The following is a 26,050-nucleotide window of genomic DNA, read 5'->3' as shown; positions in this document are numbered from 1 at the left end:
TTTCTTGCGTTGTGCCGGCACACTCGTTGTAGCAGCCCGACGTGGGATGCCAGCCCGACAAACGCCAACACGACACACACGCCAGCCAACGTAACTGCCCGGCACAGCCACATGGCCGACCGACGAGAGCGCCCCGTACTGCAACAGCACCGTACAACGCAGGGCCCGTACAACACAGGGCCCGTACAACAAAGGGCCCGTACAACACAGGGCCCGGCTGGGCCGGCCTGATGCGCGGCCAAGCGGCCGAGGAGGAGTGAGTTGGAGCCATCGTGTGCCGGCGCCTCACGGTCGCTCGAGTCGCCGAGGCGTTGGCCGTTTCGTGGGACACCGCGAATGACGCGGTGCTGACCGAAGGTCGCCACGGGCTGATGAGCGACCCGCACTGTCTCCACGGCGTGCAGGTCATCGGCGTCGACGAGCACGCGTGGCGACACACCCGTCGCGGGGACGAGTGCGTCACGTGATCATCGATCTGACACCGGTGCGTGACGGTGCTGGCCCGGCACGGCTGCTGGGAATGGTCGAAGGCCGCTCCAAAGCAGCGCTTGCGCAACCTCGCCGACTACGTCGCCCGGTCGCTACTGGAGGCTGGCGGGTTCAGATCACAACTGCACACTCGGATCGGATGAGCCCGGAAAGTTTTGAAAGAAAATCTCGGGAGGCGTGTCGGATAGGGGCGGTGGTGTTCGTAGCAGGGGTGAGGCCGCCACAAGGCGCCCGCGACCGGCTTCTCGCAAGGAGACACCATGACGGCCACGTACACCTTCGACATCTTCTCCACACTTGACGGCTTCGCCAACCACAACGGCGACTGGGGCGGTTACTGGGGCAAGCAGGGTCCCGAATTCCTCGCGTATCGCGCCGCTGCCTACCGCGACCCGCTGCGCATGGTGCTCGGGGCCAAGACCTACTCGTCGAACGCGCCGTTCCTCGACGCAGGTTTCGACCGCAGCCTGCTCGACGGGTGGGTCACGCGCATGTTCGACTCCCCGGTCACGGTGCTCTCCAGCCGGCTGACCGAGCCGCTCGAGTGGCCGGACACGGCCATCGACGCCGGCGATCCTGTCGAGGTGGTCACGCGCCTCAAGGCCGAATCCGATGTCCCGCTTCGCTCCCACGGCAGCCTGACGCTCAACCGGGCGCTGCTGAACGCCGGCCTGATCGACACCATCGAGGTGACGGTCTTCCCAGTGATCTCCGGCAGGACCGGCGTGGACCGGATCTTCGACGGTGCGGAAGACTTCGACCTCGAGCTGCTCGAGGCCCGGACCTTCGACGGCCACACTCAGGTGCTGACCTATCGGCCGACCCGGCACAGTTGATCGGCGACGGGGCGTCGTTGAGCCATGCCGGGACCGCACCCTCGCCGCGTGCGTGATGCATGGCGCTGTGCTCCTGACGTCGACACGCTGACCACCGGCGAAAACTCTGCACGCCTCAACTCGACGACTCCGTGCGGGGTTGACTCTCTCTTCGCTGACGATGGGCGTGGCCACATGTTGATCGCTCAGGTTCGATCGGCGCTGGTGGTGAGGTGAGTGGGGACGATGCTGCTGCATGGAACCGGCCACGCTGGATGAGCTGATCGAGCTCTGGGCGCTTCTGGATGAGGGTCGGGCGCTGGTGGCCGGTCGCAAGGGCGCGACCGCGCTGGGGTTCCGCCTGGAACACCTACGCGGCTCCGCCCTGGGTTTCCGCAACCTCACCGACTACGTCGCCCGGTCACTGCTCGAGACCGGCGGATTCGATCCGGTTACACCCTCGATCACGAAGAGCCCGAAAGGGCTGGGGCGGTGTGTGGCCGGGGCGGGTGGTTGGGGTCAGTAGGGTTGAGGGGTGGACTACCGTGCTGTTGAACGCGCGATCATGGAGCGAGGCGTCGAGTGGGACTTCGAGCCGACGCTCGACCGCATCGCCGCCCTGCTCGACCTCCTCGGCTCGCCCCAGCGGGCGTACCCGGTCATTCACATAGCGGGCACCAACGGCAAGACCAGTACGGCCCGTCTGACCGAGGCGCTGCTCCGGGAGCGTAATCTCCGCGTCGGCCGGTTCACCAGCCCGCACCTGGTGTCCATGCGCGAGCGCATCACCGTCGACGGCGAGCCGTTGAGCGAGGAGCGGTTCGCGGAGGTCTACGAGGAGATCATTCCGTACGTCGAGCTGGCCGACACGCAGGGCCGGCGCATCCAGTTCTTCGAGCTGCTCACCGCCATGGCGTTCGCGGCCTTCGCCGACACCCCGGTCGACGTCGCGGTGATCGAGGCCGGCATGGGCGGCTCCTGGGACGCGACGAACGTGGCCGACGGCACCGTCGCCGTCATCACGCCCATCTCCCTCGACCACACCGACCGGCTGGGCCCCGACATCCCGAGCATCGCCGGGGAGAAGGCCGGCATCCTCAAGCCCGGCGCCACCGCCGTTCTCGCCCAGCAGGATCTGGAGGCGGCCGAGGTGCTGATGCGGCGGGCCGCCGAGGTGGGCGCGGTCGTGGCGCGTGAGGGACTGGAGTTCGGCGTGCTGGCGCGTGAGGTGGCCCTCGGCGGCCAGCTCCTGACCTTGCGCGGACTCAAGGGAACCTACGACGAGGTGTACCTGCCACTCTACGGCGCCCACCAGGCGAGCAACGCGGTCACCGCGCTGGCCGCCGTCGAGGCGCTGACCGGCGGCGACGACCCGCTGGACGTGGAGCTCGTACGGCAGGCGTTCACGCAGGCGTCGTCGCCGGGACGGCTGGAGGTGCTCCGGCGCAATCCGACGGTCGTGGTCGACGCCGCCCACAATCCCGGAGGCATGCAGGCCACGATCGAGGCGCTGCACGAGGCGTTCGACTTCGCCAAGGTCGTCGGCGTCGTCTCCGTCATGCGGGACAAGGACGTCGACGGACTTCTGGAGCTCCTGGAGCCGGTGCTGGAGGAGATCATCGTCACCCGCAACTCCTCGCCCCGGTCGATGCCGGCCGAGGAGCTGGCGGGGCTCGCCGAGCCCATCTTCGGGCCGGACCGCGTCCACATCGTGGAACGCCTCGACGACGCCATCGACAGGGGCATCGGCATGGCCGACGCCGAGGGTGAGTTCAGCGGCACGGGTGTGCTCATCGTCGGGTCCGTGGTGACCGCCGGCGACGCCCGGCTGCTGCTGAAGGCCGACGGCGCGTGATGGCCGGCGGAGGGAAGGGCCTGCTGGGGTTCGAGGTCACCCCGGGCATGCGCCGGCTCGGGGCGAGCGTGCTGGGCATGGAGGCCATCGTCGCGGCGCTGGTCACCCCGGTCGCGATCAGCGTGAACGGCGTGCGGCCCGCGCTGGCCGTCACGGCCGGCATCGGTCTCGCCGTGCTGTGCGTGGTGGCGGCCGGCCTGCTCAAGAAGCCGATCGGCTACGTGCTCGGCAGTGTCGTGCAGGTGATCGCCATCGCGACGGGGTTCCTGGTGCCGACCATGTTCTTCCTCGGGGTGATCTTCCTCGCACTGTGGATCACCGCGATATTCGTAGCTCGCCGTGTCGAAGGCGTGACTTCCCGCTAAAGTCGGCGAACATGGCCGTCCCCCCGATTCAGCGGTCCCCGAACCAACCGGCCACGGGACCCGACCCCGGCACCACGTACCCGTGGTTCCTCGACACCGTGCTGGCGCTGCTCATCGTGGCCGCGCTGCCCTTGGCGATCGTCGCCATCCCCAACACCGTCTCCGTGGTCGGCGACCTGCTGCCTGCGGGGTTCGACCGGCTCGGGCTCATGCGCGCGCACGGCCTGGCCCTCCCGGCGATGATGCTGACCGTCCCGCTCGCCGCCGTGGCATTGGGGAGGGTGAAGGTCGCCTACGTCCTGATCGCCGGCCTCGCGCTGCTGGCCGTGGCCGACGCGACGGGCGGTTACGCGGGCTCCACGTTCCTCGTCGGTGTGCTGCGCGTCGTCCACGGCGTGGGCGCCGGCCTGCTCCTGCCAGCCACGCTGGTGGCCGCCTGGGAGCGTCCGGCGGTGCTGCGCGCCGTCTGGTCGGGCGTGCTGGCCCTCAGCCTGCTCAGCGCCCAGGCGCTCGCTCTGTGGCCGCTCGACGGGGTGAGCGACTGGAAGGTGACGCTCCAGCCGTACCCCATGCTGACCGGCGTCGCGCTGGTGCTGGCCGCCGCCTACCTGGTGCTGTCGTTGCAGTACGGCCGGCGGCCGACGCCGCGGCCCGAGCCCAGGGAGCGCAGCCGGCTGCTGCTGGCGACCATGCCGGCCACGGGCATCGCCGTCGTGGCCATCAGCACCGCGAGCGAGGACTGGCGTCCCAACATCGTGATCCTGGTCGCGGTGCTCGCCGTGGGCGCGCTCCTCGCGCTCGCGTCCATCGGCACGCCCCGGGCGCGTTCGCTCGCGTACGTGATGGTCGCCGTCGGCGCCGTGGTGCTGCCGAGCATCGCGCAGGTGACGTACGTCGAGATGGGCGGGCTGGGCGGTCCCGGGCTGAAGGGTCTGTGGGCGCCGTTCGCCGTGGCGGGCGTGCTGGCGGTGGCCGGCGCGGTGCTCGTCCGGCTGTTCGTCCGCGACGACGCGACGTGGCCGGAGCCGCTCGGGCTGCTGGCGATGGTGGTCGGCCTGTGCTCGGTGCGTGTGGTGGTGCCCGCCGCGGACGGGAGGGTGCTGGTCGTGCCCTTCACGCTGCTGGCGGTGGGTGCGGCCGTGGCCCTGACGGCGTCGCTGCGGCGGGCCGGGGTCGGGGCCGCGCTGTTCGGGCTGGCGCTGTGCTTTCCCGGCGTGCTGGCGGGTTACCTGCTGGGCAGCGGCGTGCAGATGGCGATGCTGCGCGGGGTGAGCTCGCCGCAGCAGCTCGTGGACCGGTTCGTGGGGGCGCTGCACATGTGGGCGCTGATCGGCGGGTTCCTGGTGGTGGCCGTCATCGTGCTGGCCGCGCTGCTGTCGCGGCGTGGGCCTGGCTCCGACGGGGCGGGGGACGGCGATCCGGACGGGCCGCCCGGCTCCGGGCAGCTGGCCGAGCCAGGTGGACTGTCCGAGGCAGGGGAGCTGTCCGGCTCGGAGGAGCTTTCCGGCCCGGGGCGTCTCTCCGCATCGGAGCGTCGTGCCGACGTGGCCGGTGGTTCGTCGGGTGATGGGCATCGGTTCGATGCGGCTGACGGCTTCTCGCGGGATGGCGGCTCGGAGGTCGCTGGGGACGGCTCCGGAAACGGTGGCGTCGAGGTCGTGGGGGACGGCTCCGGAAACGGCGCTCGGCGGGCCGGTGTGGCGGCTGACGCCGCCTCTGCGACCGTCCCGTCGGCTGAGGCCGCGCCGGGTGACAAGTCCGCCAGGGGTAGTGCGAGGAACGGGTCCGGCGGGCTCAGGAAGGGGTCCCTGGGCGCGTTCGAGACGTCACCGGACGTGAACGGCGCGGACGGCGCGGAACCGCGTGACGGCGCTCTGAGAGGCGCGGCGCGGGAGCACGGCATGCCCGGAAAGGCCTCCGGCGAGCCGCTGCGGGACGGGACTGACGAGGAGGACGCTCCGACCGGGGCGATGCCCCGGGTGCCCGCTCCCTCCATGCCCAACGGGGCGTCCGCGTGGAAAGGCAGCGTCCCGGCTCAGACACCCGCGCCGGGGCCCGCCGACGGAGCGGCCTCCTCCGGCGCGCGGCAGGGGTCACGCGGTGCCGGGGGCGGCGCGGGGAAGCGCCGCGACACGGGCGCCGGTGAGGAGGCCGGTTCCGCCGGGACCGAGCAGCAGCCTCCGGCGGTCCCGCCGCCGACCGCCTCTCCGGAGGACGGTTCGCAGGCGTGAGAGAGAGGGCGGCCGCCGCCTTCCGGTGGCCGGGTGCCCGTCCCACCGCGTCCTGATGGTCGGTTGGGTGCGCGCCGCGGCGTCGTCTGACGTGGGTGATGTGTGCTCCGGTCGTCTGACGGTCCCGGAGTGAGTGCCGCCCGGTCATGCGCGGGTGCCGGTACCGCCTGGACGTGGGCGCCGGTGGGTGTCGTTGCTGCCTGGGCGGGTGTGGGTGCCGTTCCGGCATGTGGGGTGCTCGGACGTGGGGCCTGGTTCGAGTCGTGGTAGGGCCCGTCAGGGCGTGCGGCGTGGGCGTGGGGTCCGAGGACGGTAAGCTGAGCCGCAGCTACAGCGACGCGAGGTCGTACGTGCCGCGGAGCGTTCCCGGCGGAGTCATCCCGGCGTCCGTAGCCGCATCCGCGACCCCCAGACCATGTTCAAAGGAGAACCTCAAGTGTCCGAGCGCACTCTTGTCCTGATCAAGCCCGACGGGGTGAAGCGCGGCCTCATCGGTGACGTGATCGCCCGCGTGGAGCGCAAGGGCCTCAAGGTCGTCGCGATGGACCTGCGCACCCTCGACGTCGAGACCGCCAAGGCGCACTACGCCGAGCACTCCGAGCGGCCGTTCTTCGGCGAGCTGGTCGAGTTCATCACCTCCGGTCCGCTCGTCGCCCTCGTGCTGGAGGGCCCGCGCGCGGTCGAGGCGTTCCGCGCCCTGGCCGGGCTCACCGACCCGGTGAAGTCGGCCCCCGGCACGATCCGCGGCGACCACGCCCTGGAGATCGGCGAGAACGTCGTCCACGGCTCCGACTCGCCCGAGTCCGCCGCCCGGGAGATCAAGATCTTCTTCCCGGACCGCTTCTAAGGAGCGCCGGAGGGCCCGCCGCCCTCCCTGGCACAACCCGTTGGAACCCGTGAATGCCCGCCGGCCCCCGTGCCGGGCGGGCATTTCGCGTACTTGCCTCCTTGCGGTGCACTCTGCACTTCTGGCGGAATTCCGGGCAAAAGGGGTTTGGCGCAGAGGCGGCAGGTTTTTTGTGGGGCGGCTGGGCTCGTTACGACCGGGCTTGGGTACGTCACGTTACGATTCGAATTCACTCTGTAGCGATTGGCGTACGATATTACGGAAGGCTCCGTTCCATGGGCAGCAAGCTCGCGTTCCTCGGCCGTGACATGGCGGTCGACCTGGGCACCGCCAACACGCTGGTGTACGTGCGCGGCCGGGGCATCGTGCTGAACGAGCCGTCGGTCGTCGCCATCAACACCACCACCGGCAAGATCATGGCGGTGGGCGTCGAAGCCAAACGGATGATCGGCCGCACACCCGGCCACATCGTGGCGGTCCGGCCGCTCAAGGACGGTGTGATCGCCGATTTCGAGGTGACGGAGCGGATGCTGCGCTATTTCATCCAGCGCGTGCACCGGCGGCACCACTTCGCCAAGCCACGGGTGATCATCGCGGTGCCGAGCGGCATCACGAGCGTGGAGCAGCGAGCGGTGAAGGAGGCCGGCTACCAGGCGGGTGTGCGCAAGGTCTACATCATCGAGGAGCCGATGGCAGCGGCCATCGGCGCCGGGCTGCCGGTGCACGAGCCGACCGGCAACATGGTCGTCGACATCGGCGGCGGCACCACCGAGGTGGCGATCATCTCGATGGGTGGCGTGGTGACCAGCCAGTCGATCAGGATCGGCGGTGACGAGCTCGACCAGGCGGTGATCACCTTCGCGAAGAAGGAGTACTCGCTCATGCTGGGCGAACGCACCGCCGAAGAGATCAAGATAGCGATCGGCTCGGCCTGGGCCGACGGCGACGACGCCCACGCCGAGATCCGCGGCCGCGACCTGGTGACGGGCCTGCCCAAGACGGTCGTGGTGTCGTCCGAGGAGATCCGCAAGGCCATCGAGGAGCCGATCAGCTCCATCGTCGACGCGATCAAGACCACGCTCGACAGGTGCCCGCCCGAGCTGTCCGGTGACCTGATGGACCACGGCATCGTCCTGACCGGCGGCGGAGCGCTGCTCAAAGGCATGACCGAACGGATCAAGGTGGAGACCGGCATGCCGATCCACCTGGTGGACAACCCCCTGGACTCGGTCGCCCTCGGGTCCGGCCGCTGCGTGGAGGACTTCGAGGCGCTCCAGCAGGTGCTCCTGCCGGAATCGCGCGGCTGACCGCCATGAGGGACATCCGCCGTGGCCGGGTCATCCTCGGCGTCCTCGTGGCCGTGTCGCTGCTGGGCGCGACCGTGGACCAGCGCACCGGCGCCGAGTCGCCGTTCGTGCCGGTGCGCCAGGCGGGGGCGGGGGTGTTCGGCGCGGTCGAGCGGGCCGCCGGCTTGGTGACGCGGCCGGTGACCGGGTTCATCCACTCGCTCGCGACCGCCCCCGGCGCGCAGGACGAGGTCAGACGGCTGAAGGCGGAGAACGCGCGGCTGCGTTCCCGCCTGGTCGCGAACTCGCTCGACGCGGCGCGCTCGGCCCAGCTCAAGCGCATGCTGGGCACCGCCTCCCGCGGCGGCTACGACGTCCTGCCGGCCAATGTGATCGCCCGGCGCGGGAACCCCGGATTCGAGGAGGCCGTCGAGCTCGACGTCGGCGCCGACGACGGCGTTCGCCCGGAGATGACCGTGATGAACGCTGACGGCCTCGTCGGCCGGATCGTGCTGACCGGGCCCCGCACCTCCACGGTGGTCCTCATCAGCGACCGGGGCTCGGCCACGGGAGCCCGGCTGGAGGGCGGCCAGGAGATCGGGGTGGTCCACGGGGTGGGCCAGAACGGACGCCTCGTGCAGTTCCGGCTGCTCGACGCGACCGCGCCGATGGCGCCGGGCGGGCGCATCGTCAGCTTCGGGTCGCAGCGTGGCGCGCCGTACGTGGCGGGCGTGCCGATCGGGGTGATCGAGCGGGTGGAGGCGACGCCGGGCGAGCTGACGCGGGTCGCGTTCGCGCGGCCGTACGCGGACCTGACGGCGCTCGACGTGGTCGGCGTGGTGCTGCGGGCTCCCCGGCGCGATCCGCGGGACGCGGTCCTGCCGCCGAAGGAGGGGGCCGTCCCGCCGAAGCAGGTGGCCGTCCCGCCGAAGGAAGGGGCCGTCCCGCCGAAGGAGGAGAAGGAGAGAACGCGATGACGCCTCTACTGCTCGTGCCGCTCGTCGTGCTGGCGCAGGTCATCCTGGTCAACCGGGTGCCGCTGCCGGGAGGAGGCGCGCCTGACCTGGTGCTGCTGGTCGTGACCTGGCTGGCGATGACGCGCGGCCCCGCGACGGGCGCGCTGCTCGGGTTCTGCGCCGGGCTGCTGGTGGACATCATGCCTCCGGCGGCTCACCCGATGGGGCAGTACGCGCTGGCCCTGGCGGTCGTCGGCTATGTCGCGGGACGCGGCGTCGGCAGCCCCGTGGCCACGATCGTCGCGTGCGTGCTGCTGGGTCCGTCGCTGGCGGTGGCCCTGGGGCTGCTCATCTCCGATCCGCGGGTGACCTTCACGACCCTGGTCGAGCAGGTGCCGCTCACGATCGCCTACACGATGATCCTCTCGCCCGTCGTCCTCTGGGCCACCGGTCGTGGCCGGGAGCCGGGGTACGCCACATGACCCGGATGCGTGCCCGGCTGTTCGTGCTGCACGTGCTCGTCCTGACCCTGATGGTGGTGCTGGCCGTACGGCTGTGGCAGGTGCAGGTGGTGCGCGGGCAGGAGTTCGTGACCAGGGCGACCGAGACGAGGACGCGCACGGTGATCGAGCCCGCGGTGCGCGGGCAGATCCTCGACTCCTCCGGCCGGCCGCTGGTGCGCAACCAGACGGCGCTGGTGGTGTCGGTCGACAGGACCGCTCTCGCGCGCACGCCCGACGGCGGCGCGTCGGTGCTGCACAGGCTGAGCGCCGTGCTGGGCACGCCGGTCAAGAAGCTCAAGGAACGGATCCGGCCGTGCGGGCCCGGGGTGTCCCAGCCGTGCTGGACGGGCTCGCCGTACCAGCCGGTGCCCGTCGCGCAGAAGGCCGACACGCGGCAGGCGCTGCAGATCGTCGAACGCCAGGAGGACTTCCCGGGCGTCACCGCCGAGATCCAGTCGGTACGGCAGTACCCCGGCGGCGAGGCCGGCGCCCAGATGCTCGGCTACCTGCAGCCGGTCACCGAGGCGGAGTTGGAGAAGCGCTCGGGGCTCAAGGCCGCCTACTCCGGCGTCGACCTGACCGGGCGCGACGGGCTGGAGGAGGTCTACGACGAGGCGCTGCGCGGCAAGCCGGGACTGCGCCGGGTGCAGGTGGACCGGATGGGCAAGGCCATCGGCGTCGAGCAGCAGGTGCGGCCGGTCAGCGGCGACCACATCATCACCAGCATCGACGCCCGCGTGCAGGCCGTCGCGGAGCGGGCCCTGGCCCGGGCGATGCACAACGCTCCGAAGGCCGACGGCGGCGCGGCCGTCGTGCTCGACGCGCGTACGGCGCGGGTGCTGGCGCTGGCCAGCGCGCCCGGCTACGACCCGGCGGTGTGGGCGGGCGGCATCTCGGCGAGCGGCTACCAGCGGCTGCTGTCGGACAAGTCGGGCAAGCCGCTGGTGTCGCGGGCCATCAACGGGCAGTTCGCGCCCGGCTCGACGTTCAAGGTGTCGTCAGTCGCGGCGATGCTGCGGGCCGGCTACCCGCTGAACGGCACCTACGACTGCCCCGGGTCGTACATGGTGGGCGACCGGCCGTTCAACAACTTCCACGGCATCGGCCTCGGCACGATGAACCTGCACACCGCGCTGGTCAAGTCCTGCGACACGATCTTCTACCGGGCGGCGTACGAGCAGTATCTGCGTGACGGCGGGCGCGACCCCAGGAAGAACCCGAAGGAGGTGTTCGCCAACACCGCCAGGGCCTTCGGCTTCGGCCGGCCGACCGGCATCGACCTGCCCGGCGAGTCGTCCGGCCGCATCCCCGACCGCAGGTGGAAGAAGGAGTTGTGGACGCAGACCAGCGGCACCACCTGTAAGCGGGCGCAGACCGGCTACCCGGAGGTGACCGACCGGGCGCGGGCCGACTTCCTCAAGCGGCTGGCGTACGAGAACTGCGCCGAGGGCTTCCTGCTGCGGCCCGGCGACTCGGCCAACTTCGCGATCGGCCAGGGCGACGTGCTGGTGACGCCGCTCCAGCTCGCCCGCGCGTACGCGGCGCTGGTCCACGACGGCAAGCTGCGCAGCCCGCGCATCGGGTGGGCGCGGGTGCGGCCCGACGGCACGCTGGTCGAGAAGTACGACGTTCCGGTGGTGGGGAAGCTGCCGCTCAGCGAGAAGGAGCGGCTCTACATCAAGGACGCGCTCAGCGACGTGCCCTCGGACGGCACCGCGGCCGGGGCGTTCGCGGGTTTCCCGATGGACAAGGTACGCATCGGCGGCAAGACCGGCACCGCGGAGGTGTGGGGCAAGGAGGACACCTCCTGGTTCGCGTCGTTCGCACCGACGAACGATCCGCGGTTCGTGGTGGTGGCGATGGTGTCGCAGGGCGGGATGGGTGCGCAGACGGCGGCGCCCATCGCGCGGGAGATCTACGAGGGCATCTACGGGTTCAAGGGACCGGCGGTGCTGCCGGGCGGCAAGCCGGCGAGCAGGCTGCCGAAGTTCGCGCCCGACGGGACGGTGGCGCGGTGAGGCCCGGTGGACGGGGGCCCGGCGGCCGGTGGTGACGACACAGTGACGAGGACACAGTGACGAGGACACAGTGAGGGTGGCGGCGGGGTGACGGCGGAGCGGGCACTGAGGAACGGCCGGCGCGGTTACGGACGGCGGATCGTGGGCGCGCAGTCGTCGCTGTGGCGGCTCGACGGCCTGCTGCTGGTCGCGGTCGTCGGGCTGTGCGTCATCGGCACGCTGCTGGTGTGGTCGTCCACCCGTACGTGGGCGTCCGGCTCGACCGGCCTGGTCAAGAAGCACATGCTGAACCTCGGCATCGGGCTGGTGCTGTGCGCCATGACGACCGCGATCGACCATCGGGCGATGCGCGCGTACGCGCCGCTGGTGTACCTCGTCAGCCTGGTGGGGCTCGGGCTGGTGATCTCACCACTGGGGGCGACGATCAACGGGTCGCATTCGTGGATCCTGCTGGGCGGCGGGTTCGCGGTGCAGCCGTCGGAGTTCGCCAAACTGGGGCTGCTGCTGATCCTGGCGATGCTCCTTGCGCAGCCGGCGGAGGGCTCCGACCGGCCGCGCCTGTTCGACGTCGTGCTGGCGCTCTCGGTGGCGGCGCTGACGCTGGGGATGGTGATGCTCCAGCCGGACCTCGGCACGGCGCTGGTACTGGCCGTGATCACCGCCGCGGCGCTGGTCATCGGCGGCGTGCGCAAGCGGTGGATCATGCTGCTGTCGCTCGTGGCCGCGACCGCGGTGTTCCTGGTGTTCCGGCTGCAGTTGCTGGAGCCGTACCAGATCGCGCGGTTCACCGCGTTCCTGGATCCGGGCGTCGACCCGCGCGGCGTCGGCTACAACAGCACGCAGTCGCTCATCGCGATCGGCTCCGGGCAGGTGTTCGGCAAGGGGTGGCTGCACGGCGGGCAGACCACCGGCCGGTTCGTGCCGGAGCAGCACACCGACTTCGTCTTCACGGTGGCGGGGGAGGAGTTCGGCTTCCTCGGGTCGGTGGCCATCGTGGCGCTGCTGGGCGTGGTGCTGCTGCGCGGGCTGCGCATCGCCCGGCAGTGCGACGACCGGTTCGGGACGCTGGCGGCGGGCATGATCGTGTGCTGGTTCGCGTTCCAGACGTTCGTCAACATCGGGATGACCATCGGGATCATGCCGATCACGGGGCTGCCGCTGCCGTTCGTGTCGTACGGCGGCACGGCCACCTTCGCCAACCTCATCGCGGTCGGGTTGCTCCAGTCGATCAGGATCCGCGAGCAGACGTACAACTGACGCCGGGGCTTGGCCGGTCCCGGGCGCCGCTACCCTGGTCGTATGCCTGTCGAGTCGATTTTCCACCGTCTGGAAGCGCTGCTGCCCAAGGTGCAGAAGCCCATCCAGTACGTCGGGGGTGAGCTCAACTCGACCGTGAAGGACTGGGACGACGCCGACGTGCGCTGGGCGCTGATGTATCCGGACGCCTATGAGGTCGGCCTGCCCAACCAGGGCGTCGCGATCCTCTACGAGATCCTCAACGAGCTGCCCGCGACCCTCGCCGAGCGCACCTACGCCGTCTGGCCCGACCTCGAGGCGCTCATGCGCGCCGAGGGCGTGCCCCAGTTCACGGTCGACGCCCACCGCCCGGTGCGCGCCTTCGACGTGCTCGGCGTTTCGTTCTCCACCGAGCTCGGCTACACCAACATGCTCACCGCGCTCGACCTGGCCGGCATCCCGATGCTCGCCGTCGACCGCGGCGACGACGACCCGATCGTGCTCGCGGGCGGCCACGCCGCGTTCAACCCCGAGCCGATCGCCGGCTTCCTCGACGCGGCCGTGCTCGGCGACGGCGAGCAGATCGCCATCGCCATCAGCGAGGTCATCCGCGAGTGGAAGGCCGAGGGGCGGCCCGGCGGTCGCGACGAGCTGCTGATGCGCCTGGCCGAGTCGGGCGGCGTCTACGTGCCCAAGTTCTACGACGTCGACTACCACCCCGACGGGCGCATCAAGCGGGTCGCGCCCAACCGGCCCGGCGTCCCGTGGCGCGTCCACAAGCACACGGTCATGGACCTCGACGAGTGGCCGTACCCGAAGAAGCCGCTGGTGCCGCTCGCCGAGACGGTCCACGAGCGGTTCAGCGTGGAGATCTTCCGCGGCTGCACGCGCGGTTGCCGCTTCTGCCAGGCCGGCATGATCACGCGGCCGGTGCGCGAGCGGTCGATCACCACGATCGGCGCCATGGTCGACAACGGCATCAAGGAGTCCGGCTTCAACGAGGTCGGCCTGCTGTCACTGTCGTCGGCCGACCACTCCGAGATCGCCGACGTCGCCAAGGGGCTGGCCGACCGCTACGAGGGCACCAACACGTCTCTGTCGCTGCCCTCCACCCGGGTCGACGCGTTCAACATCGACCTGGCCAACGAGTTCTCCCGCAACGGGCGGCGCTCCGGGCTGACCTTCGCTCCCGAGGGCGGGTCCGAGCGCATGCGCAAGGTGATCAACAAGATGGTCACCGAGGAGGACCTGATCCGCACCGTCACCACCGCCTACTCGCAGGGCTGGCGGCAGGTGAAGCTGTACTTCATGTGCGGGCTGCCGACCGAGACCGACGAGGACGTGCTCGGCATCGCCGATCTGGCCAAAAAGGTCATCAAGGCCGGCCGGGAGATCACCGGGTCGCGCGACATCCGCTGCACCGTGTCCATCGGCGGGTTCGTGCCCAAGCCGCACACGCCGTTCCAGTGGGCCGGCCAGGCCGACCACGAGACCGTCGACCGGCGGCTCAAGGCGCTGCGCGACTCGCTGCGCGGCGACAAGGAATACGGCAGGGCCATCGGCTACCGCTACCACGACGGCAAGCCGTCCATCGTCGAGGGCCTGCTCTCGCGCGGTGACCGGCGGGTCGGCGCGGTCATCCGCGCCGTCTGGGAGGACGGCGGGCGCTTCGACGGGTGGAGCGAGCACTTCTCCTACGAGCGGTGGAGGGCCGCGGCCGAGCGGGCCGGGGTCGACGTCGACTGGTACACCGTGCGCGAGCGCGAGGAGAACGAGGTCCTGCCGTGGGATCACCTCGACGCCGGGCTCGACCGCGAGTGGCTCTGGCAGGACTGGCAGGAGGCCGTCTCCGGGGGCGAGGTCGAGGACTGCCGGTGGACGCCGTGCTACGACTGCGGCGTCTGCCCGACCATGGGCACCGAGATCCAGGTCGGTCCCACGGGTCGTAAGCTCCTTCCGCTCACGGTGGTCTGAGGCAGGTCCAGGGCAGGTCTGCGGCAGGTCTGCGGCACGGTGACCCGCCCGGGATTCTTTCCGGGCGGGATTCCGGTGGAGCCTGTCCCGAGGGGTGGGACCAGGTGTTTCGGCGGGTTCGGCGGGCGGTCGAGGTGCGTGCGAGGGGGCCGGAAACCTGCTCCGGTCGCGGTTCCGGCGCGGGGCAGTGTGCCGCTCCGGCGCGCTGGGTGCGCGGCCCGTGCCTCGCCGTACATGATCCTGAGCCGATCAGGCGTCAAGGCGGCTTATCCTGAAACGAAGGAACTCTGACACGGGAAGGACGACAAAGCTCTGAAACCTGTTCCCGACGGGCCCCCGCCCGCGCCCACGGTGCAGCGCCTGCGTGTGCGCTACGCCAAGCGCGGCCGCCTGCGCTTCACCAGTCACCGCGACATCTCGCGGGCCGTCGAAAGGGCGGTCCGCCGTGCCGGCATTCCGGTGGCCTACAGCGCGGGCTTCTCGCCCCATCCGAAGATCTCCTACGCGGGCGCGGCGCCGACCGGTGTCGCCAGCGAGGCCGAGTACCTCGAGATCGGCGTCACCACGCCGTGCGAGCCCGAGCGGGTCCGCGGCGACCTCGACGGCTCGCTGCCGCCGGGGCTCGACGTGCTCGAGGTCGTCGAGGCGGGCCCGGGAGGGCTGGCCGAGCGCCTGGAGGCCTCCGAGTGGGAGGTGCGGATGCCCGGTGCGGATGCCGATCTCGCCGGGGTCGCGGTGGAGAAGTTCCTCTCCGCCGAGGCCGTGGAGGTCGAGCGCCTCACCAAGAAGGGCCCTCGCCGCTTCGACGCCCGTGAGGCCGTGCTGAGGCTGGCGGTGTCCGAGGGATCCGAGGGGACAGGCAGAACCGCAGCTCAGGTGCCCGGACAGTCGTGTGTCATACTGCGCATGGTTGTTCGGCACATGACGCCTGCCGTTCGACCCGACGATGTGCTCGCAGGGCTGCGCCTTGTGGCCGACTTCGCGCCGCCGGTCCCCCCCGAGGTGACCAGGCTGGCGCAGGGGCCGCTGGACGTCGGCACCGGTGCGCTTGCCGACCCGTTCGACCTTGACCGCGAGACCACGCGCGGCGGCGAAGCGGGACCGACAGGTGAGCACGTCGCCGGTTAAGGGAGTGTCCCGCATGGGTGGGGCACGACCGCTGACAGGACTTGGCGCTCATGCCCCTTGGCGGGGGCGCGGGCGCACAACGAAACACGAGAGCTCCTGCGCGGCGCGGCGACGCGCCCGGGAGCTGACGGGAGAGCGCCCGCATGCTCGAGAACGAGCCCAAGACCGGGGCCACAGGCCCCGACGGCGAGACAACTGAACAGTCACGCACGACCACGCGACGCCGGGTCGCGAGCCGGCCCGCCGGGCCGCCGCCCGAGGTCCCCGACGAGCCCGCTCCGGTGACCGTCTCCGCGGCCGAGGCCGCGGCACGGGCTCCGGAGGGCCCCGCCGCGGGACAGACCGGCCAGGGGGCCGCGCCGGGTACGGCCCAGGGGGCAGGGGGAAGCCCGGTCGAGGCCGCGGTCGCCGATGCCGTCGCGGGTGCCGCCGCCGGTGGCTCTGACGACGTCACCGCGGACGGGGGCGCCGCCGAGGCCGAGAAGCCCAAGCGGACCAGGACCCGTTCGACGGCCACCACCTCGCGCCGCCGCACCGGCAGGAAGGCCGAGGACGCCGAGCCGGCCACCACGGGAGCGTCGCCGGCCGGTGACGCCGGCGAGGCGTCGCTGACGCACGCCGGCGCACCGGAGACGGGCGCGGCCGAGGGGCAGGACGCCGAGCGGGCCGCGCTGGACACCGCCGACCGCGTTCTCGCGGCGGAGGCGGGCCAGGACACCGCCGAGAGCGGCGACAGGACGCCGCGCGGCGCGGGTGGCACGCAGGACACCGCCGGTGACGCCGCCGAGGCCGCGCCGACGCGCCGCCGCCGTACCCGCAAGAAGGCCGAGCCGGAGGCCGCGGCCGAGGAGCCGGCCGCCTCGGGCGCCGGCGACGAGACCGGTGCGATCGGCACGGAGGCCACCGCGATCGGCGCGGAGACCGCCGCCACGACCCGCAGCCAGAGCACCCGCGGCCAGAGCAGCCGCAGCCAGGACGCCGGCACCCGGAGCGCCGACGACGAGGGCGAGGGCGACGACGAGGACATCCTCGACGTGCTGCCCGAGGACGAGCCGCTCGACGACGAGCCCGCCGGCGAGGACCTCGACGAGGACGGCGACCGGCCCAGCCTGCTCGCCGACCCGTTCGGGTTCTCCGCGCGCCGCTCCGACCAGCCGGGCGCCTCGTTCCAGCGCCCCTCGGCGATCTTCGCGCCGCTGTTCCAGGCGCCCGACCCGAGCCAGGCCGTACGTCCGGAGCCCGCGCGCCCCGAGCCGGCGCGTGCCGAGATCCAGCGTCCCGAGCCGGAGCCGGCCGCCGACGCGGACGAGGCCGCCGAGGCCGTCATCGACGACGCCGACTCCTCCGACGACTCGGACCAGGAGGAGGAAGAGGGCGGCAGCCGTCGCCGGCGCCGCCGCAGGGGCGGCCGGGGCCGCGGCAAGGCCCGCGAGCGCGACGACGCCGACTCCGACGACTCCGACGAGTCCGACGACGACGGCGAGGACGAGCAGCCCGAGGAGCAGCAGGAGGAGGACAGCTCCGGCTCGCGCCGCCGGCGCCGCCGCCGCAGGCGCGGCTCCGACGACGGGGGCGCCGAGCCGGCCGGCGACGACCCGCCCAACACGGTCGTCCGCATCCGCGCGCCCCGCTCGGGTCGCGCCGCCCTGGTCGACACCTCCGCCGACGGCGTGCAGAGCGTGCGCGGGTCGACCCGGCTGGAGGCCAAGAAGCAGCGCCGCCGCGAGGGCCGCGAGCTGGGCCGCCGCCGTCCGCCGATCATCACCGAGTCGGAGTTCCTGGCCCGTCGTGAGGCGGTCGACCGGATGATGGTGGTGCGCCGCCAGGGCGACCGCACGCAGATCGCGGTGCTGGAGGACGGCGTCCTCGTCGAGCACTACGTCAACCGTGAGGCCAGCCAGTCCTACGTCGGCAACGTCTACCTCGGCAAGGTGCAGAACGTCCTGCCGTCGATGGAGGCGGCGTTCGTCGACATCGGCAAGGGCCGCAACGCCGTCCTGTACGCCGGAGAGGTCAACTTCGACACCGCCGGCATGGAGGGGCAGCCGAAGCGGATCGAGGCGGCCCTGAAGTCCGGCCAGTCGGTGCTGGTGCAGGTCACCAAGGACCCGATCGGCCACAAGGGCGCCCGTCTGACCTCGCAGATCAGCCTGCCCGGCCGTTATCTGGTCTACGTGCCCGACGGCTCGATGACCGGCATCAGCCGCAAGCTGCCCGACAAGGAGCGCACCCGGCTCAAGAGCATCCTGAAGAAGGTCATGCCGGAGAACGCCGGCGTGATCGTGCGCACCGCGGCCGAGGGCGCCTCCGAGGACGAGCTGGCCCGCGATGTCGCCCGCCTGTCGGCGCAGTGGGAGAACATCCAGAAGAAGGCCAAGTCGGCGAGCCCGCCCGAGCTGCTGTCGGCCGAGCCCGACCTGACCGTCCGCGTGGTGCGCGACGTCTTCAACGAGGACTTCAGCTCGCTCGTCGTGCAGGGCGAGGGGGCGTGGGAGACGGTCGAGGAGTACGTCAAGTACGTCGCCCCGCACCTGGAGGAGCGGCTGTCGCGCTGGGACGGCGACCAGGGCGACGTGTTCGAGTCGTACCGGATCGACGAGCAGCTGTCCAAGGCGATGGAGCGCAAGGTGTGGCTGCCCAGCGGCGGCTCGCTGGTGATCGACCGCACCGAGGCGATGACCGTCGTCGACGTCAACACCGGCAAGTTCACCGGTCAGGGCGGCAACCTCGAGGAGACCGTCACCCGCAACAACCTGGAGGCGGCCGAGGAGATCGTCCGCCAGCTCAGGCTCCGCGACATCGGCGGCATCATCGTCATCGACTTCATCGACATGGTGCTGGAGTCCAACCGTGACCTGGTGCTGCGGCGCATGCTGGAGTGCCTGGCCCGCGACCGGACCAAGCACCAGGTGGCCGAGGTCACCTCGCTGGGCCTGGTGCAGATGACGCGTAAGCGGGTCGGTCAGGGGCTGCTGGAGGCGTTCTCGACGCCGTGTGAGTGCTGCAACGGGCGTGGGCTCATCGTCTCCACGGAGCCGGTGGAGCACAAGCCGGAGCCGCGCGGCACGCAGGGCAAGATGGCCGTCGAGAAGGCTGTGGCGGACAAGCTGGGCGACAAGAGCCTTAGCGACAAGAGCCTTAGCGACAAGAGCGGGGACAAGGTTTCCGCGGCCAAGGACTCCTCCGGCCGTGATACCGTGACCGGTGCGCTTGATGACGTCCCGGCTGAGGATGACCAAGCGGGCCAGTCTTCCGGCAGGGGGCGGCGACGCTCTCGCCGAGCCAAGTCCGCCGAGTAGCCCCCTGAGTGGCTGCTCGAAGGACTGTCCGACGATCCGTCCGGTTCGCCTAGGGCACCGTTAATCCGGTACCCTTGTGGATCGGTGCGTCAGGTGACGTGCCCTGTTGGCGCGCCCACTCGGTTCGTTGGTTCCAGACAGGATGCGAGTGCGGGCGCAGCACTCGGCAGTCAACGGCCGTTCCGTCCGGGACGGCCGTGGATCGCAACAGTAGACAGTAGAAGGGTTCCGCGGTGTACGCGATCGTTCGTTGCGGCGGCAGGCAGCAGAAGGTCTCCGTCGGTGACGTCCTCGAGGTGGACAAGGTCGCCGGCGAGGTCGGCTCTTCGATTTCGCTGCCGACGGTGCTCGTCGTCAACGACGGCGATGTGACCACGGAGGCGGGCAAGTTCACGGTCAACGCCGAGATCCTCGGCGAGACCAAGGGTCCGAAGATCCGCATTCTCAAGTACAAGAACAAGACCGGTTACAAGAAGCGCCAGGGTCACCGCCAGCGGTACACCCAGGTGAAGATCACCGGTATCGACCAGGCCTGATCGGGAGTTTGAGAGATGGCACACAAGAAGGGCGCGTCGTCCACCCGGAACGGCCGTGACTCCAACGCTCAGCGCCTGGGCGTCAAGCGCTTCGGCGGCCAGCTGGTCAACGCGGGCGAGATCATCGTCCGTCAGCGTGGCACCCACTTCCACCCCGGCGACAACGTCGGCCGTGGTGGCGACGACACGCTGTTCGCGCTGACCGCGGGTCACGTGCAGTTCGGCATCAAGCGTGGCCGCAAGGCCGTGAGCATCGTCCCGGTCGCGGAGTAATCCGCAGCCGAACGGCGTTACCAAGGGGTGGATCGGTTCGTCGATCCGCCCCTTCGTGTTGTCCGGCCCCTTCGTGCCTGCCGCGCCCCCGGGCCGGTCCCGGCGAGGGCCGAGCGCGGGACGACCGCTGGACGGGCACACGACGAGCGCGGGACGAGCACGCAAGTCAAGAGAGAACCCCCGGACGGGGGCGTGAGGAGAGGCGGACATGCCGGACTTCGTGGACCAAGTGGTCCTGCACGTCAGGGCTGGTGACGGAGGGAACGGCTGCGCCTCCATCCACCGGGAGAAGTTCAAGCCGCTCGGCGGCCCCGACGGGGGCAACGGCGGCCGGGGCGGTGACGTGATCCTGGAGGTGGATCCCAACACCGCGACCCTGCTCGACTACCACCGCCGCCCGCACCGCAAGGCCGACAACGGCAAGCAGGGGCAGGGCTCCAACCGTGACGGCGCCAACGGCGGCGACGTCGTCCTGCCGGTGCCCAACGGCACCGTCGTCAAGGACGCCGACACGGGCGAGGTGCTGGTCGACCTCGTCGGTTCGGGCACCCGGTACGTGATCGCGCACGGCGGCCACGGCGGCCTCGGCAACGCCGCGCTGGCCAGCACGAAGCGCAAGGCCCCGGGGTTCGCGCTGCTCGGCGAGCCGGGCGACGGGCTGGACGTCATGCTGGAGCTCAAGAGCGTCGCCGACGTCGCCCTGGTCGGCTTCCCCAGCGCCGGCAAGTCGTCGCTGATCGCGGCGCTGAGCGCGGCCCGGCCGAAGATCGCCGACTACCCGTTCACCACGCTGGTGCCGAACCTCGGCGTCGTCACCACCGGCGACAGCGGCGACACCGTCTTCACGGTCGCCGACGTGCCCGGGCTGATCCCGGGCGCCTCGCAGGGCAAGGGCCTCGGCCACGAGTTCCTGCGCCACGTCGAGCGGTGCGACATGCTGGTCCACGTCATCGACTGCGCCACGATGGAGCCCGGCCGCGACCCGGTCACCGACTACGAGGTGATCGAGGCGGAGCTGGAGGCGTACGGCAAGCTGGATGACCGCCCGCGCATGGTGGTGCTCAACAAGGCCGACGTGCCCGACGCCCAGGAGCTGGCCGAGCTGGTCAAGCCGGACTTCGAGGCGCGCGGGCTCCAGGTGTTCACGGTGTCGGCCGCCACCCACGCCGGGCTGCGCGAGCTGACGTTCGCGATGGGCGAGTGGGTCGCCGCCGCCCGTGCCAACCGCCCGGTCGAGGAGCCCACCCGCCTGGTAATCAGGCCGCGGCAGCTCGGCGAGACCGGGTTCGCGGTCCGCAAGGTCAACGACAACCTGTTCCAGGTCACGGGTGAGAAGCCCGAGCGCTGGATCCGGCAGACCGACTTCAGCAACGACGAGGCCGTCGGCTACCTGGCCGACCGGCTGGAGCGGCTCGGCGTCGAGGAGCAGCTGGTCAAGGCGGGCGCGACCGCTGGGGCCGAGGTGGTCATCGGTCCCATGGAGGGCGGCTACGTCTTCGACTGGCAGCCCACGCTGCACGCCGAGTCCGTCCGCACGGGCCCTCGCGGCACCGACAGCAGGCTGGGCTAGGGCCCTCTCCCGGGGCGTCGCGGCGGTTTCGCGTCACAGGCTCAAGTCGTACGGAGAGACGGATCGCGGTGAAGGTGAACCAGCCAACGACTCGGGAACGCATCCTCGCCGCCGCCGCGCGCCTCATGGACGAGGCCGGGCTGGCCAAGGTGACCACCAAGGAGATCGCGCGGGCGGCGGGCTTCTCCGAGCCGACGCTGTACAAGCACTTCCTGGACAAGGAGGACCTGCTCCTCGCTGTCCTGCACGACGGGCTCCCGTACATCGACGCGCTCTCCGACCTGCCCGCGCGGGCCGGCACGGGCACGGTCGAGGGCAATCTGACGGACGTGGCCGAGCAGGCGGCGGCGTTCTTCGGCCGGTCCATCCCGGTGGGGTCGGCGATCTTCGCCGAGCACGACATGCTGGCCAAGCAGCGGGAGCGGCTGCGCCAGGCCGACCTGGGGCCGCACCTGGCGGAGCGGCTCGTGGCCGAGTACCTGCGGGCGGAGCAGCGGCTGGGCCGCGTCCCGGCCGGGGTCGTCCCCAAGGCGGCCGCCGCTCTGCTGGTGGGCGCCTGCTTCTACCGGGCGTTCGTGCGGGCGTACATGGGGGAGGGGGAGGGCTTCACGCCGGACCTCGTCACGGCCCTCCTCCGCGGCCTCACGCCCGGTCCCGCTCCCGACTGACCCGCCCGCCCGGCTCCGCGCCGGGCCTGCGGGAGACGAGCGGATCGGGTCTGCCGGCCTCGGATAGGCTTCAGATGTGCGCGAACGGATCAGCTCAGCGTCGAAGGTCGTCGTCAAGGTCGGCTCCTCCTCGCTGACCACCCCGCAGGGAACGATCGACGTGGACCGGGTCGACGCGCTGGTCGACGTCCTCGCCGCGCGCCGCCGTACGGGCACGCAGCTCGTGCTGGTCTCCTCGGGGGCGATCGCGGCGGGCCTCGGCCCGCTAGGGCTGTCCGCGCGCCCGCGCGACCTCGCCACGCAGCAGGCCGCCGCCTCCGTCGGCCAGGGAGTGCTAGTCGCCCGCTACACCTCCTCCTTCGCCCGGTACGGCCTGCGCGTCGGCCAGGTGCTGCTGACGGCGGACGACATGATGCGCCGCGCCCACCACGCCAACGCCCAGCGCACCCTCAACCGGCTGCTGGAGCTCGGCATCGTGCCGATCGTCAACGAGAACGACACCGTCGCCACCGACGAGATCCGCTTCGGCGACAACGACCGGCTGGCGGCGCTGGTCGCCCATCTGGTCCACGCCGACGCGCTGGTGCTGCTGTCCGACGTGGACGCCCTCTACGACGGCCCGCCGAGCCGCAGCGGCGCCAGGCGGCTGGCCGAGGTGCGCGGCCCGGAGGACCTGGCCGGCGTCGAGCTGGGCAGGAACGGCGCGGCCGTCGGCACCGGCGGCATGGTGACCAAGGTCCAGGCGGCGCGCATCGCCACCGGCGCGGGCGTGCCGGTCGTGCTGACGGCCGCCGCGCACGCCGCGCAGGCCCTGGCCGGCGCCGACGTCGGCACCTACTTCCACCCGGGCGGCCGGCACCCCGGCACCCGGCTGCTCTGGCTGGCGCACGCCACGACCGGCCGGGGGCGGCTGCACCTCGACGACGGCGCGGTCGAGGCGATCGTGGCACGCCGCAAGTCGCTGCTGCCGGCGGGGGTCACCTCCGTGGAGGGCGAGTTCGCCGCGGGCGACCCGGTCGACCTGTGCGCGCCGCGGGGCGCGGTGGTGGCGCGCGGGCTGGTCAACTTCGACGCCGGCGAGATCCCGGGCCTGCTGGGCCGCTCCACGCGCGAGCTGGCCAGCGAGCTGGGTCCGGAATATGAACGCGAGCTGATCCACCGCGACGACATCGTCATACTGGAGTCCCACAACTGACAGCCCGCGCGCCCGGCCGCACCGCGGCGGGGAGAGACGAGGGCTGGGCGGGCGGGGGGCGGCGAGAGCCGGCGCCTCCCGAGCAGCACGACAACGAGGAGCGTGTGATGTCCGAGGAGTTCCTGAAGGTCGCCCGCGCGGCACGAGAGGCCGCCGCCGAGCTGGCCCCGCTGCCGCGGGCGCCGAAGGACCGGGCGTTGCGCGCCGTCGCCGACGCCCTGGTGGCCAACGCCGCCGAGATCATCGAGGCCAACGCCGAGGACGTCGAGCAGGCCCGCGCGCAGGGCACGGCCGAGTCGATGATCGACCGGCTGCGGCTCGACGAGGGCCGGATCCGGTCCGTGGCCGAGGCGGTGCGGCAGGTGGCCGACCTGCCCGACCCGGTGGGCGAGGTCGTGCGCGGCTCCACGCTGCCCAACGGGCTGGAGCTGCGGCAGCTCAGGGTGCCCCTCGGCGTCATCGGCATCATCTACGAGGGCCGCCCCAACGTGACCGTCGACGCGGCGGCGCTCTGCCTCAAGAGCGGCAACGCGGTGCTGCTGCGCGGCTCCTCCAGCGCCTACTCCTCCAACACCGCGCTGGTGCGGGTCATGCAGGAGGCGCTCGCGGGCACCGAGGTGCCGTCCGGGGCCGTGCAGCTCGTTCCGGGGCTCACCCGCGACTCGGTCAAGGAGCTGATGCGGGCGCGCGGCCTGGTCGACGTGCTCATCCCGCGGGGCGGCGCCTCGCTGATCAACTCGGTGGTCGAGGAGTCCACGGTGCCGGTGATCGAGACCGGCGTGGGCAACTGCCACGTCTACGTGGACGCCGACGCCGACCTCGACCTGGCCGTGGAAATCCTGGTCAACGCCAAGGCCCAGCGGCCGTCGGTGTGCAACGCGGCCGAGACGCTCCTGGTGCACGCCGGCATCGCGGACACGTTCGTGCCCATGGCGCTGCGGGCGCTGAAGGAGGCCGGCGTGACCGTCCACGGCGACGACCGCGTCGCCCGGTTCGGCGAGGTCGTGCCCGCCACCGAGGACGACTTCCGGGTCGAGTACCTCTCGCTGGACATCGCCGCGGCCGTCGTCGACTCGCTGGAGGACGCCGTGGCCCACATCCGGGAGTACGGCTCGGGGCACACCGACGCGATCGTCACCCGGTCCCAGGGGGCCGCCCGCCGGTTCGTGTCGCTGGTCGACTCGGCGGCCGTGGCGGTCAACGCCTCCACCCGGTTCACCGACGGCGGGGAGTTCGGGTTCGGCGCGGAGGTCGGCATCTCCACGCAGAAGCTGCACGCGCGCGGCCCGATGGGGCTGCCCGAGCTGACCTCCACCAAGTGGGTCTACACCGGCGAGGGACATCTGCGCACGTCCGAGGGCACGGTCATCGCCGGGTCAGGCCGCTGACCCGATACGGCAGGCGGCGGCGTGTCGGCGTGGCCGCCGGGGGCGATCGCGATGGGCTGGGCGCATGGAGCTGCTCATCGCCCTGGCCTCCGCCGCCGCTGTGATCGCCGGCGCCGACCGTCTGATGCTGTGGCTGGAGGGCCGCGGCCACGTCCGCTGGCGTCGCAGCGGGCGTCCCGACCTGTCCCGGGAGCCGCTGGCGGAGTTCGACACGCTGCTGGGCCGGCGCTCCGATCGTTAGCGGTCGCGGTGGCGCGCCGGTTCGGGGGCGCCGTCCGCGACAAGCGAAAGTCTCGGCGCGCCTCGGACATCCCCGGCCCTTCCGGCGCTAGGGTTGTGCCCCTTATGGGCGCGCCGAGCAGGGAGGGACGGTGAGCAAGCTCGGCAAGGTCGGGCCGTACACCTTGCTCGAGCGGCTGGGCCGCGGGGGCATGGGCGAGGTCTATCTCGCCGGCTCCCGGCGCGGCGAGCGGGTCGCGCTCAAGGTGCTGCACGAGCTCACCCAGGATGATTCGTCCAGGATTCGGCTGGAACGCGAAGTTCGCGCTCTCCGCCGGGTCGAGAGCCCGTACGTCGCCAAGGTGCTCGACGCCGACCTCGGCTGCGCCCGGCCGTACCTCGTCATGGAGCACATCGAGGGCGTCACGCTCCTCGACCGCGTCCGCCAGGACGGGCCGCTCGACATGGCGCAGCTCGTGGACATGGCGCAGGGCATCGCCGCCGCCCTGGCGATCATCCACGCGGCCGGCGTGGTCCACCGCGACCTGAAGCCCGCCAACATCATCATGGGCGCCGAGGGCCCGGTTCTCATCGACTTCGGCATCGCGCAGGTGCACGACGCCACCCGGCTCACCATGACCGGCACCTTCCTCGGCACGCCCGGCTACACCGCGCCGGAGATCTTCGCCGACGAGCAGGTCGACTCGCCTGCCGACATCCACGCCTGGGCGGCGACGGTGGCGTTCGCGGCGACGGGGCGGCCGGCGTTCGGGCGAGGCACGGCCGAGGCGCAGATGTACGCGGTGCTGAACGGCCAGGCCGACCTCAAGGGGGTGCCCGTGGCGCTGCTGCCGCTGGTGCGCGCGGCGCTCAACCGCGAGCCCGGCAAGCGTCCCACGGCCGCGCTGCTGGCCGACCGGCTGTCCCGGCTGGCCCGGGTGACCGGAGGGCTCGGCGCCGGCTCGGCGCCGAAGGGTCTGCTCGCGGCCCCCGTGGCCGAGGAGACGCGCGGCCGTGCCGCCGACGACGCCAAGTCCCCGCGCAAGACGGGGGAGGAGGGCCGGAGTCCGCGACCTCGCGTGGGCGGCGACACGGGCCCCCGCGCCCGCTCCGGCGCCGACACGGGACCGCGGACCGGCGACTCCGGGCCGCGTCCGCGCACCGGCGGCGAGCCGGGGTCCCGCAGCCGGTCGGGCGGC

The 26,050-nt window shown here is 71.8% G+C and carries 21 protein-coding genes and 2 pseudogenes; all 23 read left to right on the top strand.

Translation table 11 applies throughout. From position 1 onward, the window contains the following. Positions 1-269 precede the first annotated feature (269 nt). Positions 270-544 (top strand): annotated as a pseudogene (locus AB0H64_RS43365) (ISL3 family transposase); the annotation flags it as partial. Positions 545-749: 205 nt separating this feature from the next. Further along, on the top strand, positions 750-1,325 hold the full coding sequence (locus AB0H64_RS43360) for a dihydrofolate reductase family protein (RefSeq protein WP_357637346.1): 576 nt from the start codon (positions 750-752) through the stop codon (positions 1,323-1,325). 325 nt (positions 1,326-1,650) lie between these two features. Beyond that, positions 1,651-1,830 (top strand): annotated as a pseudogene (locus tag AB0H64_RS43355) (hypothetical protein); the annotation flags it as partial. 39 nt (positions 1,831-1,869) lie between these two features. Next, positions 1,870-3,159 (top strand): folylpolyglutamate synthase/dihydrofolate synthase family protein, encoded by a 1,290-nt coding sequence (locus AB0H64_RS43350; protein WP_357637348.1) that lies wholly within the window; start codon positions 1,870-1,872, stop codon positions 3,157-3,159. Further along, a complete protein-coding gene (locus AB0H64_RS43345) occupies positions 3,159-3,524 on the top strand; it encodes a DUF4233 domain-containing protein (RefSeq protein WP_357637344.1) in 366 nt (121 codons plus the stop codon). Before AB0H64_RS43350 ends, AB0H64_RS43345 begins: the two co-directional genes overlap by 1 nt. An 11-nt stretch (positions 3,525-3,535) precedes the next feature. Then, entirely contained in the window at positions 3,536-5,755 is a 2,220-nt protein-coding gene (locus tag AB0H64_RS43340) for a hypothetical protein (RefSeq protein WP_357637342.1), read from the top strand. Between the two features lie 436 nt (positions 5,756-6,191). Further along, positions 6,192-6,602, top strand: a complete 411-nt coding sequence (gene ndk / locus AB0H64_RS43335) for a nucleoside-diphosphate kinase (RefSeq protein ID WP_310717314.1) — start codon at positions 6,192-6,194, stop codon at positions 6,600-6,602. 275 nt (positions 6,603-6,877) lie between these two features. Next, complete coding sequence (locus AB0H64_RS43330; protein ID WP_357637340.1) at positions 6,878-7,909, top strand: rod shape-determining protein; 1,032 nt, start codon at positions 6,878-6,880, stop codon at positions 7,907-7,909. A gap of 5 nt (positions 7,910-7,914) precedes the next feature. Beyond that, complete coding sequence (gene mreC / locus AB0H64_RS43325) at positions 7,915-8,865, top strand: rod shape-determining protein MreC (protein ID WP_357637338.1); 951 nt, start codon at positions 7,915-7,917, stop codon at positions 8,863-8,865. Further along, the gene (gene mreD, locus AB0H64_RS43320; protein ID WP_357637336.1) at positions 8,862-9,326 is read left to right on the top strand and encodes a rod shape-determining protein MreD; all 465 of its coding nucleotides are present in this window, start codon (positions 8,862-8,864) and stop codon (positions 9,324-9,326) included. The genes mreC and mreD overlap by 4 nt, the downstream gene beginning before the upstream one ends. Beyond that, entirely contained in the window at positions 9,323-11,365 is a 2,043-nt protein-coding gene (gene mrdA / locus AB0H64_RS43315; protein ID WP_357637333.1) for a penicillin-binding protein 2, read from the top strand. The genes mreD and mrdA overlap by 4 nt, the downstream gene beginning before the upstream one ends. Before the next feature lie 87 nt (positions 11,366-11,452). Beyond that, positions 11,453-12,622 (top strand): rod shape-determining protein RodA, encoded by a 1,170-nt coding sequence (rodA, locus tag AB0H64_RS43310; protein WP_357637331.1) that lies wholly within the window; start codon positions 11,453-11,455, stop codon positions 12,620-12,622. Positions 12,623-12,664: 42 nt separating this feature from the next. Beyond that, on the top strand, positions 12,665-14,575 hold the full coding sequence (locus tag AB0H64_RS43305; protein WP_357637328.1) for a TIGR03960 family B12-binding radical SAM protein: 1,911 nt from the start codon (positions 12,665-12,667) through the stop codon (positions 14,573-14,575). Positions 14,576-14,941: 366 nt separating this feature from the next. Next, entirely contained in the window at positions 14,942-15,703 is a 762-nt protein-coding gene (locus AB0H64_RS43300) for a TIGR03936 family radical SAM-associated protein (RefSeq protein WP_357637326.1), read from the top strand. Positions 15,704-15,846: 143 nt separating this feature from the next. Beyond that, entirely contained in the window at positions 15,847-19,002 is a 3,156-nt protein-coding gene (locus AB0H64_RS43295) for an Rne/Rng family ribonuclease (protein WP_357637323.1), read from the top strand. A 233-nt stretch (positions 19,003-19,235) separates the two neighbouring features. Then, on the top strand, positions 19,236-19,538 hold the full coding sequence (rplU, locus tag AB0H64_RS43290; RefSeq protein ID WP_357637320.1) for a 50S ribosomal protein L21: 303 nt from the start codon (positions 19,236-19,238) through the stop codon (positions 19,536-19,538). Positions 19,539-19,553: 15 nt separating this feature from the next. After that, a complete protein-coding gene (gene rpmA, locus AB0H64_RS43285; RefSeq protein WP_357637317.1) occupies positions 19,554-19,811 on the top strand; it encodes a 50S ribosomal protein L27 in 258 nt (85 codons plus the stop codon). 208 nt (positions 19,812-20,019) lie between these two features. Continuing rightward, complete coding sequence (obgE, locus tag AB0H64_RS43280; protein ID WP_357637315.1) at positions 20,020-21,381, top strand: GTPase ObgE; 1,362 nt, start codon at positions 20,020-20,022, stop codon at positions 21,379-21,381. Positions 21,382-21,455: 74 nt separating this feature from the next. Then, on the top strand, positions 21,456-22,049 hold the full coding sequence (locus AB0H64_RS43275; RefSeq protein ID WP_357637313.1) for a TetR/AcrR family transcriptional regulator: 594 nt from the start codon (positions 21,456-21,458) through the stop codon (positions 22,047-22,049). A gap of 76 nt (positions 22,050-22,125) precedes the next feature. Continuing rightward, complete coding sequence (gene proB, locus AB0H64_RS43270; RefSeq protein WP_357637311.1) at positions 22,126-23,244, top strand: glutamate 5-kinase; 1,119 nt, start codon at positions 22,126-22,128, stop codon at positions 23,242-23,244. 107 nt (positions 23,245-23,351) lie between these two features. Continuing rightward, positions 23,352-24,632 carry a glutamate-5-semialdehyde dehydrogenase gene (locus AB0H64_RS43265; RefSeq protein WP_357637309.1) on the top strand — a complete coding sequence of 427 codons (1,281 nt, stop codon included), beginning with the start codon at positions 23,352-23,354 and terminating at the stop codon, positions 24,630-24,632. A 64-nt stretch (positions 24,633-24,696) separates the two neighbouring features. Continuing rightward, positions 24,697-24,873: a hypothetical protein gene (locus AB0H64_RS43260; protein ID WP_357637306.1), complete on the top strand. Its 177-nt coding sequence runs from the start codon at positions 24,697-24,699 to the stop codon at positions 24,871-24,873. 130 nt (positions 24,874-25,003) lie between these two features. Next, positions 25,004-26,050: serine/threonine-protein kinase (locus tag AB0H64_RS43255; RefSeq protein ID WP_357637303.1), on the top strand; the 1,047-nt coding region annotated here is incomplete at its 3' end.

This window comes from Nonomuraea sp. NPDC050733, from assembly GCF_040654215.1.
In the GTDB taxonomy this organism is placed as follows: domain Bacteria; phylum Actinomycetota; class Actinomycetes; order Streptosporangiales; family Streptosporangiaceae; genus Nonomuraea.
Note: the sequence above shows the minus strand (reverse complement) of the source record. Positions and strands in the feature narration are given on the sequence as shown.